The sequence below is a fragment of the Streptomyces sp. NPDC007875 genome (assembly GCF_042868035.1).
Classification (GTDB): domain Bacteria; phylum Actinomycetota; class Actinomycetes; order Streptomycetales; family Streptomycetaceae; genus Streptomyces; species Streptomyces antimycoticus.
Window position 1 is genome coordinate 167,862 of the sequence record NZ_JBIADZ010000001.1, and the last position, 12,890, is coordinate 180,751.

At 70.2% G+C, this 12,890-nt stretch carries 10 protein-coding genes; 8 read left to right on the top strand and 2 right to left on the bottom strand.

What is annotated here, in order from left to right; genetic code table 11:
- Window positions 1-288 precede the first annotated feature (288 nt).
- From ACFYOY_RS00775 to ACFYOY_RS00810, 8 genes are all read left to right on the top strand, one after another.
- Window positions 289-4,215 (top strand): nitrate- and nitrite sensing domain-containing protein, encoded by a 3,927-nt coding sequence (locus ACFYOY_RS00775; protein ID WP_351880679.1) that lies wholly within the window; start codon window positions 289-291, stop codon window positions 4,213-4,215.
- 9 nt (window positions 4,216-4,224) lie between these two features.
- Window positions 4,225-4,638, top strand: coding sequence for a roadblock/LC7 domain-containing protein (locus tag ACFYOY_RS00780; protein WP_093464907.1), 414 nt, complete (start codon window positions 4,225-4,227; stop codon window positions 4,636-4,638).
- 106 nt (window positions 4,639-4,744) lie between these two features.
- Window positions 4,745-5,155 carry a DUF742 domain-containing protein gene (locus ACFYOY_RS00785; protein ID WP_014055140.1) on the top strand — a complete coding sequence of 137 codons (411 nt, stop codon included), beginning with the start codon at window positions 4,745-4,747 and terminating at the stop codon, window positions 5,153-5,155.
- Window positions 5,136-5,720, top strand: coding sequence for an ATP/GTP-binding protein (locus tag ACFYOY_RS00790; protein ID WP_078643928.1), 585 nt, complete (start codon window positions 5,136-5,138; stop codon window positions 5,718-5,720). Before ACFYOY_RS00785 ends, ACFYOY_RS00790 begins: the two co-directional genes overlap by 20 nt.
- 333 nt (window positions 5,721-6,053) lie before the next feature.
- A complete protein-coding gene (locus tag ACFYOY_RS00795) occupies window positions 6,054-9,086 on the top strand; it encodes a nitrate- and nitrite sensing domain-containing protein (RefSeq protein ID WP_351880676.1) in 3,033 nt (1,010 codons plus the stop codon).
- A 10-nt stretch (window positions 9,087-9,096) separates the two neighbouring features.
- Complete coding sequence (locus ACFYOY_RS00800; RefSeq protein ID WP_020868201.1) at window positions 9,097-9,510, top strand: roadblock/LC7 domain-containing protein; 414 nt, start codon at window positions 9,097-9,099, stop codon at window positions 9,508-9,510.
- Window positions 9,511-9,592: 82 nt separating this feature from the next.
- Window positions 9,593-10,255: a DUF742 domain-containing protein gene (locus tag ACFYOY_RS00805; RefSeq protein WP_351880672.1), complete on the top strand. Its 663-nt coding sequence runs from the start codon at window positions 9,593-9,595 to the stop codon at window positions 10,253-10,255.
- The gene (locus tag ACFYOY_RS00810; protein ID WP_078610434.1) at window positions 10,236-10,814 is read left to right on the top strand and encodes an ATP/GTP-binding protein; all 579 of its coding nucleotides are present in this window, start codon (window positions 10,236-10,238) and stop codon (window positions 10,812-10,814) included. Before ACFYOY_RS00805 ends, ACFYOY_RS00810 begins: the two co-directional genes overlap by 20 nt.
- A gap of 160 nt (window positions 10,815-10,974) precedes the next feature.
- Here the strand turns inward: ACFYOY_RS00810 and ACFYOY_RS00815 are convergent, their stop codons facing one another.
- Window positions 10,975-11,214, bottom strand: coding sequence for an acyl-CoA carboxylase subunit epsilon (locus ACFYOY_RS00815; RefSeq protein ID WP_137967584.1), 240 nt, complete (start codon window positions 11,212-11,214; stop codon window positions 10,975-10,977).
- Window positions 11,215-11,270: 56 nt separating this feature from the next.
- On the bottom strand, window positions 11,271-12,854 hold the full coding sequence (locus ACFYOY_RS00820; RefSeq protein WP_351880668.1) for an acyl-CoA carboxylase subunit beta: 1,584 nt from the start codon (window positions 12,852-12,854) through the stop codon (window positions 11,271-11,273).
- Window positions 12,855-12,890 lie beyond the last annotated feature (36 nt).

A 12,890-nucleotide genomic window follows, 5' to 3' on the forward strand; every position in this document is an offset into this window, starting at 1 on the left:
GTCACACGGATCACAGCCTTATCCATTGCCCTTGTTGCAGCATCCGGCACTGTGCTGGAATTCCCGGGACCGCCGCGGGAATCAGCCGGCGCGCACGGGGGCGCAGCACAGAGGCGCCGAGCGGCGGGGGGCTCCTCTTGTCGACATGAAAGGAAGCGCGCCGGTCACTCACGACCGACAGGGGGGATCGCGGTCCCCCACGACTCGACACCGCTCCGCCGGTCCTCCGGAGGAGCGCCTGGTCCAGAGGTTGCGACGCTAGTGCAGGGACGTATCAAGAGGGATGGTATGGGGGCTCCCCAGGCCCGCCAGGGCCGAGGGGATGCTTCGGCGGACCCGGAGCCGCGTGGCGGGACCGACCGCGGCTCCTCGCCCCAGCGCGCCCAGGGGAGCAGCGGCAGGACTCTGGGTGATCAGAGCCCCGAGGCCGGTACGCAGAGCGCTACCCGGATCAGTGCGCCCAGTGGCGGCGGAGACGCGGAGCAGCCGGCCAAGCCGAAGACCTCCGGCCCCAGCGGGCCCGGCAATCGCATGGCCCTGCGCAACTGGCGCATCAGCACCCGACTCGTCTCCCTGCTCACGCTCCCGGTGGTCGCGGCGACCACCCTGGGGGCGCTGCGCATCGAGGGCTCGCTGGACAACATCCAGCAGCTCGACCAGATGAAGCTGCTCACCAAGATGACGCAGCAGGCGACCCAGCTGGCCAGCGCGCTCCAGGAGGAGCGGGACAAGTCGGCCGGCCCGCTGGCGGGCAAGGGCAACGACAAGGACGACCGGGTCGTCTCCACGCGCGAGGACACCAACCGCGCCATCACGGCCTTCCGCGAGGCCACCCACCAGATCGACCCCGGCGACCAGTCGCTGGCCGGTGTGCAGTCCACGCTCGTCAACATCGACCGTCAGCTCGGCAAGATCAACGAGGTCCGTGACACGGCCTACGACAACAGCCAGTACTACTCGCTGACGGTCCAGAACTACAACGAGCTCATCAACTCGCTGCTGCTGCTCTCCCAGGACATGGCGCAGGCGACCAGCAACCGCGCGATGATCAACAACACCCGCGCGCTCGCCACCTTCTCCTCCGCCAAGGAGTACGCCTCCATCCAGCGCGCGCTCATCAGCGCCGCGCTCGCCGACCCCAAGGGCGCCGACTTCTCCGCCAACGACCGCCGCTTCGCCAGGACCGCGGTGGACAAGGAGAACGAGGCGCTCGGTCGCTTCAAGCAGATCCGCCAGGGCAACTCCGAGGATCTGCTCGAACCGCTGGACAGCCGCCCCGACATCAAGGCGGCGACCATGTACGCCGACCGCGCGGTGCGCGACCCCGAGGGGCTCAAGGCGGAGAAGCGCACCGATCTGGACTGGTACGACCAGGACAGTATCAAGATCGAAGAGATGGGCAAGATCGAGGAGACGCTGCTCAGCGAGATGCAGCAGAAGGCTCGTGAGCTCCGCAACTCCGCCCAGCAGGACGCGATCCTCAACGGTGCGCTGATCCTGCTGGTCCTCGGTGTCTCCCTGGTCGGCGCCTTCGTCGTCGCCCGCTCCATGGTCCGCTCGCTGCGCCGCCTCCAGGACACCGCGCAGGAGGTCTCCCAGAAGCGGCTGCCCGAACTGGTCAAGCAGCTCTCCGAGTCCGATCCGCAGGATGTGGACACCTCCGTCGAGTCCGTCGGTGTGCACAGCCGGGACGAGATCGGAAAGGTGGCCGCGGCCTTCGACGACGTGCACCGCGAGGCGGTCCGGCTCGCCGCCGAGCAGGCGCTGCTGCGGGGCAACGTCAACGCGATGTTCACCAACCTCTCGCGCCGCAGCCAGGGCCTCATCCAGCGCCAGCTCTCGCTCATCTCCGAGCTGGAGAGCCGCGAGGCCGACCCGGACCAGCTCTCCTCGCTCTTCAAGCTGGACCACCTCGCCACCCGTATGCGCCGTAACGGCGAGAACCTCCTGGTCCTCGCGGGCGAGGAGCCCGGCCGCCGGTGGACCCGGCCGGTGCCGCTGGTGGACGTGCTCCGCGCGGCCGCCTCCGAGGTGGAGCAGTACGAGCGCATCGAGCTCAGCTCGGTCCCGGCGACCGAGGTCGCCGGCCGGGTCGTCAACGACCTCGTCCACCTGCTCGCCGAGCTGCTGGAGAACGCCACGTCCTTCTCCTCGCCGCAGACCAAGGTCAAGGTCACCGGTCATGCGCTGCCCGACGGGCGGGTGCTGGTCGAGATCCACGACACCGGTATCGGGCTCTCGCCCGAGGACCTGGCGGCGATCAACGAGCGGCTGGCCTCCCCGCCCACAGTCGATGTGTCGGTGTCCCGGCGCATGGGTCTGTTCGTGGTCGGCCGGCTGTCGCTGCGCCACGGCATCCGCATCCAACTCCGGCCGTCCGACTCGGGCGGTACGACGGCGCTGGTCATGCTGCCGGTCGATGTCGCACAAGGTGGCCGGAAGCCGGCGCCGCAGGCCGCCGGCGGCAAGTCGGGCCAGAGCGCACCGGCCGCAGGCGGCGGCCAGGGCAACGGCTCGGCGGGGCTGCTCGGCTCGGCGCCCTCGCGGCGCCAGGTCCCGGGCTCGGGCTCGGGTTCGCGCGCCGCGCTGCCGGGCAACGGCGGCAGCGGACTGCCGACCCGGCCGGTCGGCGCCGGTGCGGGCCCCGCGGGCGGCGCCCCGTCCAGCGGCACCAACTTCTTCGAGGGCGGGCGGCCTCCGGGCCCCCGGAGCAACGCCCCCGCGGGCCCCGGCGCTCCCGGTGGTCAGAGCGGCCCCGGCGGTCAGGGCGGTCCCGGAGCCCCCTCCGGCCGTCCCCCGCTTCCGCAGCGCAGCGAGGGCCCGACCGTCGCTCCGCCGACCGGCGCCCCGGCCCGTGCCGACGGGGGCGACCAGGACGGCCGTCCTCAGCTCCCCACCCGCGGCCCCGCGCCCGAGCTTCCGGCCCCGTCGCAGCCCGGCACCAGCTGGGGCGCGCGCGCCGCGGCCGGCGAGGACGACTGGCCGGGCACGCCGCGCGACGCGGTGGACACCCCGCGCGGGCATGAGGAGTACGACTCCACGGGCCAGTTCGCCCGTCCGGACCTCGGCGGCTCCGGGGACCGGCGCGACCCGTTCGGCAACCGCGGCCCCGGGGACACCGGTGAGCTGCCGCAGCTGAGCGACAGCCCCAACCTGTTCGAGCCGCGCCGCGGAGTCAATGGACCGCAGGGCGGGCAGGGACCGGCCGACACCGGCCAGTTCAACCGGCCCGACTACGGCCGCGGCCCCGGCGACACCGGCGAGTTCGCCCGTCCGGAGCTCGGCCAGGGCCCGGGTGACACCGGTGAGTACGCCCAGCCCCGGTTCGAGGACGCCGCCCCGCGCGGCGGACGCGGCCCCGGGGACACGGGCGAGTTCCCGCGTCCGAACATGGGCGGCCCCGGCGATACCGGCGAATTCCCCCGCCCCACCATGGGCGGCCCGGGCGACACCGGCGAGTACCCGCGGCCGAACATGGGCGACACCGGCGAGTACGTCCGCCCCGACATGGGTGGCACCGGTGAGTACCCGCTGCCCCAGGGTCCCCAGGGCCGGTCCGGTGGGCGGCCGAACGATCCGCTGCCGCCCGCCGGTCCCGGCGACGGCCGTACCCCGATCTTCGACACCATCGAGTCGTCCTGGCATCACAACCAGGCCGAGAACCCGGGCATACCGGGCTCTCAGGACAGTGGCCGGTCGTACCCGTCCGCGCCCTCCGCCCCCGAGCCCACCCCCGGCCGGCCCGCCTCCGCCGTGCCGCCCCCCTCGGCCCACGAGCCGCTGCCGGCGGCCCAGGGCATGGGCGACTTCGCCGGTGCCCAGGGCACGGGCGAGTTCGCCGGATCGGGTGCCGCGGCGGGTCCCGGCACCAACGGGGCCGGTCCGGGCGGCCGGAGCGCGGGTTCCCACTGGCGTACGTCGCCCCACAACGACGAGCGCTGGCGCCGCGCCGAGCAGGTCCGCGAACCCGCGGCCGGCGGTATCACGTCGTCCGGGTTGCCACGGCGGGTGCCGCGCGCAAACCTCGTGGAGGGTGCCGCACACCAGCCGCAGCAGCCCGACCAGGCTGGGCCGCAGGTGTCCCGCGCGCCCGATGATGTACGCGGCAGGCTGACCAACCTCCGCCGTGGAATTCAGCAGGGTCGCCGGGCCGGTACCGGACTCGGCGGCAACCATGATCGCGGCATTGGCCCGACTTACCAGCAGGAGCGTTAGTTGAGCCCGATGAGCCAGGCGGCGCAGAATCTGAACTGGTTGATCACGAACTTCGTGGACAACACCCCCGGTGTGTCCCACACGGTCGTGGTCTCCGCCGACGGACTCCTTCTGGCGATGTCCGAAGGCTTCCCCCGTGACCGAGCCGATCAATTGGCGGCGGTGGCTTCCGGTCTGACCTCGCTCACCGCCGGGGCCTCCCGCATCTTCGAAGGCGGCATGGTCAACCAGACCGTCGTCGAAATGGAACGAGGCTTTCTCTTCATCATGTCCATCTCCGACGGCTCCTCCCTCGCCGTGCTCGCCCACCCTGAGTGCGACATCGGCCTCGTCGGCTACGAGATGGCCCTGCTGGTCGACCGCGCGGGCAACGTCCTCACCCCCGACCTGCGTGCCGAGCTGCAGGGCAGCCTGTTGAACTGATCCATCGACCATCCGACGCCTGTCCCCCCGGCCCCACGGCCGGGCGGGCCCCCACCGGCACCGACCGACGGCACGCCCGTCACCTTGTTGTCCGACCGGAGGATCCATGACCCCGCCCCCCGCCTCGCCCGGCCCGTACGGCGGCCATCACCAATCGCCGTACGGGGGTGAAGGCGACCAGCCATTGGTGCGCCCGTATGCCATGACCGGTGGCCGGACCCGGCCGCGCTACCAGCTCGCCATCGAGGCGCTGGTCAGCACCACGGCCGACCCCGTGCATCTGCAGGGGCTGCTCCCCGAGCACCAGCGGATCTGCCATCTGTGCCAGGAGGTCAAGTCGGTCGCCGAGGTCTCGGCGCTGCTGAACATACCCCTGGGTGTGGCACGGATCCTGGTGGCGGACCTGGCAGAGGCCGGCATGGTGGCGATCCACCAGCCCGGGGGCGGTTCGGAAGCGGGCGGTACCCCGGATGTGACACTGCTCGAAAGGGTGCTCAGTGGACTTCGCAAGCTCTAGCGGCGCTCCCCCCGCCCGCGCGACCACCTCGGCGAAGATCGTGGTGGCGGGCGGCTTCGGCGTGGGCAAGACCACGTTCGTCGGCGCGGTCTCGGAGATCAACCCGCTGCGCACCGAAGCCGTGATGACCTCTGCCTCGGCGGGGATCGACGATCTGAGCCATGTCCAGGACAAGACCACGACGACCGTGGCGATGGACTTCGGCCGCATCACGCTCGACGACGATCTCATCCTGTACCTGTTCGGCACGCCGGGTCAGGACCGCTTCTGGTTCATGTGGGACGACCTGGTGCGCGGCGCGATCGGTGCCGTGGTGCTGGTCGACACCCGCCGGCTCGCCGACTGCTTCCCCGCCGTCGACTACTTCGAGAACTCCGGGCTGCCCTTCGTCATCGCCCTCAACGGCTTCGAGGGCCAGCAGCCCTACAACCCCGAAGAGGTCCGCGAGGCTCTGCAGATCGGCCCGGACACCCCCATCATCACCACGGACGCGCGCCATCGCACCGAGGCCAAGAGCGCGCTCATCACCCTGGTCGAGCATGCGCTGATGGCCCGGCTCAAGTAGGGAACGCCGTCCGGAAGTTGTCGGATATCGGACGGAGGACGGGCCGTGTCGAACGACGCGGCCCGCTCGCCGTTCATAACGTTTCGACAGAGATATGACCCGACTCCCGATACGGAGCGCAGTCGTGTCGCTCCATTGCGCACTCAAATACTTCGGTATTCGACATATCTCATCCATAACGCCCCTTTTTTCTCTGGTCCAGACAACGTACTGAGCGCTTTGCGCACTGTTTGGAAAGCACCTGCGGGGCGTGCTGGAATTCGCTGAACTGGGCAGTCAGGGCTCAGCTGGGAACGGCACAAATGGTGCCGACGCCGAGAGGTTGTTGGTCGAGTGAGGCGAAGCAAGCCGGACCCCGCGCAAGACGCGCGAGGGAACTTCACCCCGCCGCCGCGTTCAGGCACAGCGGCGTCGCCCGCCGAGGCATCGGATCCACCCAGTGGTGGCCGGATCTCCCCTCGGAACTGGCGGGTGCGCGGCCGGCTGTACGCGATCCTGCTCATCCCCGTGCTCGTCGCCCTGGTCTTCGGTGGCTTCCAGGTCGCCTCCTCGGTCTCCACCTGGAACGAGGCGCGGGACGCCGAGCGCACCGCCCAGGTCGTCCGGGCCGCCACGACCTACGCCCACGCCCTGGTCAACGAGCGCGACCTGAGCGCGGGGCCCCTGCTCAGCGGCACCAACGAGGCCACGGTCACCAAGGCGCGGGCCACCAGCGACGCAGCGAAGAAGGACTTCGACAAGGCCGTCGCCGATATGCCGCAGACGCCGACCATGAAGCGCCGCCTCAAAGCCTTCAGATCCGCCGAACCGCAGCTGGCCTCCCTGCGCCGCAACGCCTACACCGACCGCCTGAACGGTGTGAAGACCGAAGAGGGCTATGTCGCCGTCGAGCACGGGCTGATCGAGTTCGCCAATGAACTGGGCCTGGGCACCGGCAATATCACGTCGTACGGCCGTACCGTCTACGCGGTATCCCTGGCCAAGGGCGCGGAGTCGCTGCAGCGCTCCATCGGCACCCATCTGCTGGTCAAGCCCGGTCCGTCCGCGACCGACCGCAAGACCCAGCTGACCTCCTTCACCTCGTACGTCTATCTCGAGGGCATCGCGCTCGGGGAGTTCGAGGCGGCCGGCACACCGCAGGACGTGACCCGGCTCGAGGACACCCTCACGGCGGCCGAGAAGCGTGCGCAGGAGCAAATCGCCGAGGCGAAGCGGAAGGCCGAGGCGGACGGCAAGAAGTTCGTGGCGCCGCCCGGCATGGACCGGATGCTCAAGGCCATCGGCAGCGGCGCCTCGCCCACCGCGCTGGCCGGTCAGGGGGTCACCCCGGACGCCTGGTTCAACGCCTCCACGATCAAGTTCAACGCCTACCGGGACGTCGAGCAGACCCTGGTGAACAGAGCCGTGGACGAGGCGGCGCAGATCTCCTCGGACGCCCGCCGCGATGCGATCGTGAACGGCGCGATCGTGGTGCTGGCACTGCTCGCCGCCTTCTTCGTGGCCGGGCGGATGGCCCGCTCGATGAGCCATTCCATGCAGCAACTGCGCAACGCCGCCTTCGATGTCGCCGAGAAGCGGCTGCCTGCGGTGGTCGACCAGCTCTCCCGCACCGACCCGGGACGGGTGGACACCCGGGTCAGCTCGATACCGATCAACACCAGGGACGAGATCGGCGAGGTGGCCCGCGCCTTCGACCAGGTGCACCGGGAGGCGATCCGGCTCGCGGCCGAGCAGGCGATGCTGCGCGGCGGCGTCAACGCGATCTTCACCAACCTTTCCAGTCGCAACCAGGGACTGATCGAGCGGCAGCTGACCCTGATCTCCGAGCTGGAGAGCCGGGAGGCCGATCCGGACCAGCTGGAGCACCTCTTCCGGCTGGACCACCTGGCCACCCGTATGCGGCGCAACGGCGAGAACCTCCTGATTCTCGCGGGCGAGGAGCCCGGCCGGCGCTGGAACCAGCCGGTACCGCTGATCGATGTGCTGCGCGCCGCCTCCTCGGAGGTGGAGTCCTACGAGCGCATCGAGCTGGCCGGCATCTCCGAGAGCGAGATCCACGGCACCGCCGTGACCGACCTGGTGCACCTCCTGGCCGAGCTGCTGGAGAACGCCACCACCTTCTCCTCCCCGCACACCAAGGTGCGGGTCACCTCGACCCGGCTGCCCGACGGCCGGGTGGTGGTGGAGATCCACGACAAGGGCATCGGCCTGACCGCCGAGGACTTCGCCGACATCAACCACAAGCTGGCCAATCCGCCGACGGTGGATGCCACGGTCTCCCAGCGCATGGGGCTCTTCGTGGTCGGCCGCCTGGCCGACCGGCACGGCATCCGGGTCCAGCTGCGCCCCTCCGGGGAGCAGGCGGGCACCACGTCGCTGGTGATGCTGCCCGAGGCGATCACCCACGGCGGTGGCGGCGAGGAGCTGCCGCAGGACGACTTCACGGTCTCCCGGATCGTCCCCGAGCCGCGGCCCGCCCCGGCCTTCGAGGACGTGAGCGAGCTGTCCTCGCGGACCGCCGCCGAGCTGGGTTTCGACGACTCCGCCTACGACCGGGACCAGGGACATCACCAGTTTCAGGGCCAGTACAGCGGAATGGGGGCCACCGGGTCCGAGCGGGATCCGCGGCCCGGCCAGCCGCCTGCCGATCCGCTGACGCAGTCCTCGTACCAGAATTCCGGCTATTCGCAACCGGAAGCGGATTACACAACTCAAACGGAACCCGAACAGCAGCCGTACATCGGCTACAACTCCCCCTCTCAACAGGGAGAGTGGGGCGATTCCGGATCTTTCGAGATGCCCTACGCGTCGCAGTTCGGGACCGAAGCGGAATCAGGACCCAGCGCTCCCGAAGTTTCTCGGGACCGCGTAGAGTTCCACCGTCCGGGCCCTTCCCCGAGCGGAATCCACTCGATGACCGACGCCGGGCTTCCGCGTCGTGACAGGCAGTGGCAGCCGTCCGGGGAAGCAGGGACACAGGGGATGGCCGGGGACCCGGCGGCGCCCACGGCGCCGGAGCGACCCCGGCAGACACCCCAGCAGCAGGAGGACAGTGCCCCGTGGCAGTCGGAGAACGACCAGCGCTGGCACCGTGCCGAGCGGCTGCGCGACCCGAAGGCCGGTGGGGTCACAACGTCCGGCCTGCCCCGCCGGGTGCCCAAGGCCAATCTGGTCGAGGGCTCCGCGGAGCCGACCGGACAGGGCGGCCCCCAGGTCTCCCGCGCCCCGGAGGACATCCGCGGCAGGCTGAGCAACCTGCGCCGCGGCGTCCAGCGGGGGCGCAGCGCGGGATCCGGGACCCCCGGGCGTGACCAGCATGACCAACAGGGCTTCGGCCCCGGCAGCACCTACGATCAGGAGCGTTAGTGTGAGCCCGATGAGCCAGGCGGCGCAGAACCTGAACTGGTTGATCACCAACTTCGTGGACAACACCCCCGGGGTGTCCCACACCGTGGTGGTCTCCGCCGACGGACTCCTTCTGGCGATGTCCGAAGGCTTCCCCCGTGACCGAGCCGATCAACTGGCGGCGGTGGCCTCCGGCCTGACCTCGCTCACATCCGGAGCCTCGCGCATCTTCGAAGGCGGCGTGGTCAACCAGACCGTCGTCGAAATGGAACGAGGCTTCCTCTTCATCATGTCGATCTCCGACGGATCATCCCTCGCCGTGCTCGCTCACCCCGAGTGCGACATCGGCCTCGTCGGCTACGAGATGGCCCTGCTGGTCGATCGCGCGGGCAACGTCCTCACCCCGGATCTCCGCGCGGAATTGCAGGGCAGTCTTCTCAACTAGCAAACATGGAGTGCGTTTCGCGCCACCGCGCCATAGGGTGCGGTGGCGCGACCGGCAAGACAGGCGAGTTGGAGGAGGACACGTGGCAACGCCCCCTAGCGGATATCCGTACGCCCACGGGCAGCCGTCCGAGCCGCGCGGAGAGGCCCCGATGAAGCGCTTCAACTTCCCCTCCACGCCCAGCCGTCAGGCCCGCTCTCCACAGCAGCCGGAGCCGCAGCAGGAGCAGCAGCCCCCGCGGCGGCGGCCGCAGCGGCCTCAGCAACAGCCGTACACGCCCTCCTACGCGCCTCCCGGGCCGCAGGAGGGGTCTTGGTACGACGCGCCCTCCGCGCCGCGTATCGAGCCCGTACAGCCGCCTGAGCGCCCCGCTCCGGAACCTTCCTCCCCCGCGGGCGGCACTCATAACCCTCTGGTGCGCCCGTACGCCATGACTGGGGGCCGGACCCGGCCCCGGTACCAGCTCGCCATCGAGGCGCTGGTGCACACCACGGCCGACCCCGCTCAGCTCCAGGGCCAACTGCCCGAGCACCAGCGGATCTGCCATCTGTGCCGCGAGATCAAGTCGGTCGCCGAGATCTCCGCACTGCTCGCCATTCCCCTCGGCGTGTCCCGGATCCTCGTAGCCGACCTGGCCGAGGCGGGGCTCGTCGCCATTCATCAGCCGGGCGGCGACGAGTCCGCCGGCGGTCAGCCTGACGTGACACTGCTCGAAAGGGTGCTCAGTGGACTTCGCAAGCTCTAGCGGTGCAGCCCGCTCCACCACCTCCGCGAAAATCGTGGTGGCGGGCGGCTTCGGCGTGGGCAAGACCACGTTCGTCGGCGCGGTCTCGGAGATCAACCCGCTGCGCACCGAAGCCGTGATGACCTCCGCCTCGGCGGGGATCGACGACTTGACCCACGCACCGGACAAGACCACCACCACGGTGGCGATGGACTTCGGCCGCATCACGCTGGACCAGGACCTGATCCTGTACCTGTTCGGCACGCCCGGCCAGGACCGCTTCTGGTTCATGTGGGACGACCTGGTCCGCGGTGCCATCGGCGCGGTCGTCCTGGTGGACACCCGCCGCCTCGCCGACTGCTTCCCCGCGGTCGACTACTTCGAGAACTCCGGACTGCCCTTCGTCATCGCCCTCAACGGCTTCGACGGACACCAGCCGTACACCCCCGAAGAGGTCCGCGAGGCCCTGCAGATCGGCCCCGACGCGCCGATCATCATCACCGACGCCCGCCACCGCAGCGAGGCCAAGAGCGCGCTCATCACGCTGGTCGAGCACGCGTTGATGGCCCGGCTGCGGTAGCCGAGACCGGCGACAGAAGCCAAAATCCCCTGCTCTCCGAGGAGAACAGGGGATTTGTGCGTTCCAGCCCGGGGCGTCCAGTGCGTTCAGGACGCTCGGCGCGGGGCCGGCGGCCTCCGGGCGGTGTGCGGCCGTCCGGAGGCGGCGGTGCCGCTCGCGCTCAGCCCTGCCAGCTGTGCGGCGCGCTGAACGCCGGGCGGCGCTCCAGACGGCGCCAGCGGGCGGCGCTGCGGCCCGGGCGGGTGGAGCCGGTGGTGCGGTAGGTGCCGGCGGCCGCGCGGGCGAGCAGCACCGCGGTGACCGCGGCGAGCTCCTCGGCGTCGGCGTGGCCCTTCTCGACCCGGACCAGGGTGGCCGCCGCCGCGGCGGCGGGATCGGCGATATCGCTCGGTGTGCTCACGGTTTGTCTCTTCTCCCTTGTCGCGCGGGTTTCGCGCGAGGACACGAACTCAGAGGCTACTGCGGCGGGTTGCCGTGCTTACGGGACGGCAGGTCGGCGTGCTTGTCGCGCAGCATCGCCAGCGACCGGATCAGGACCTCACGGGTTTCGGCCGGGTCGATCACATCGTCGACCAGCCCCCGCTCGGCCGCGTAGTACGGGTGCATCAGCTCGGACTTGTACTCCTTGACCATGCGGGCGCGCATGGCCTCGGGGTCGTCGGCGTCGGCGATCTGACGGCGGAAGATCACGTTGGCGGCGCCCTCGGCACCCATCACCGCGATCTCGTTGGTGGGCCAGGCGTAGGTCAGGTCGGCACCGATGGACTGGGAGTCCATGACGATGTACGCACCGCCGTACGCCTTGCGCAGGATGACGGAGATCCGCGGCACGGTGGCGTTGCAGTACGCGTACAGCATCTTGGCGCCGTGCCGGATGATCCCGCCGTGCTCCTGGTCCACACCGGGCAGGAAGCCGGGCACGTCGAGGAAGGTGACCAGCGGGATGTTGAAGGCGTCGCACATCTGGATGAAGCGCGCGGACTTCTCCGACGCCTCGATGTCCAGCACGCCGGCCAGCGACTGCGGCTGGTTGGCGATGATGCCGACCACCTGGCCGTCGAGCCGGGTCATCGCGCAGATGATGTTGGTCGCCCAGCGCTCGTGGACCTCGAGGTACTCGCCGTCGTCGACGATCTCCTCGATGACCTTGCGCATGTCGTACGGCCGGTTGCCGTCGGCCGGGACGAGGTCCAGCAGCGCATCGCCGCGCCGGGAGACCGGGTCGTCGGACTCGACGGTCGGCGGGTTCTCCCGGTTGTTCTGCGGCAGCAGCGACAGGAGGTAGCGCACCTCCTCCAGGCACGTCTCCTCGTCGTCGTAGGCGAAGTGGCACACACCCGAGGTCTCGGCGTGCACATCCGCGCCGCCCAGTCCGTTCTGGCTGACCTTCTCGCCCGTCACCGCCTGGACCACATCGGGTCCGGTGATGAACATCTGAGAGGTCTCCCGGACCATGAAGACGAAGTCCGTCAGGGCCGGGGAGTACGCCGCCCCGCCCGCGCACGGGCCGAGCATCACACTGATCTGGGGGATGACGCCGGACGCCTTGGTGTTCCGCTGGAAGATGCCGCCGTATCCGGCGAGCGCCGAGACGCCCTCCTGGATGCGGGCACCGGCGCCGTCGTTGAGGGACACCAGCGGCGCCCCGGCCGAGATGGCCATGTCCATGATCTTGTGGATCTTGGTCGCGTGGGCCTCCCCCAGAGCCCCGCCGAAGATCCGGAAATCGTGTGCGTAGACGAACACCGTCCGTCCGTGGACGGTCCCCCAGCCGGTGACGACCCCGTCGGTGTAAGGCTTCTTCGCCTCCAGGCCGAACCCGGTCGCACGATGCCGCCGCAGCGGCTCCACTTCGTTGAAGGACCCCTCGTCAAGCAGCAGATCGATCCGCTCGCGAGCCGTCAGCTTCCCCTTGGCCTTCTGGGCCTCGGTCGCCCGCTCGCTCGGGCCGCGCCGAGCCTGCTCGCGAATCGCGTGCAGCTCGGCGACGCGCCCGCGAACGTCACTCGCCTCAGCAGGCGCACCTTCGAGATTGGTCATGCAATGACGGTACGTTCCCGGACCCCCGGAAACGCA

Excerpts from the sequence above, each read along its gene's own strand:
- ACFYOY_RS00775 (WP_351880679.1), top strand. The coding sequence starts at position 289 with ATGGGGGCTCCCCAGGCCCGCCAGGGCCGAGGGGATGCTTCGGCGGAC.
- ACFYOY_RS00780 (WP_093464907.1), top strand. The coding sequence starts at position 4,225 with ATGAGCCAGGCGGCGCAGAATCTGAACTGGTTGATCACGAACTTCGTG.
- ACFYOY_RS00785 (WP_014055140.1), top strand. The coding sequence starts at position 4,745 with ATGACCCCGCCCCCCGCCTCGCCCGGCCCGTACGGCGGCCATCACCAA.
- ACFYOY_RS00800 (WP_020868201.1), top strand. The coding sequence starts at position 9,097 with ATGAGCCAGGCGGCGCAGAACCTGAACTGGTTGATCACCAACTTCGTG.
- ACFYOY_RS00820 (WP_351880668.1), bottom strand. The coding sequence starts at position 12,854 with ATGACCAATCTCGAAGGTGCGCCTGCTGAGGCGAGTGACGTTCGCGGG.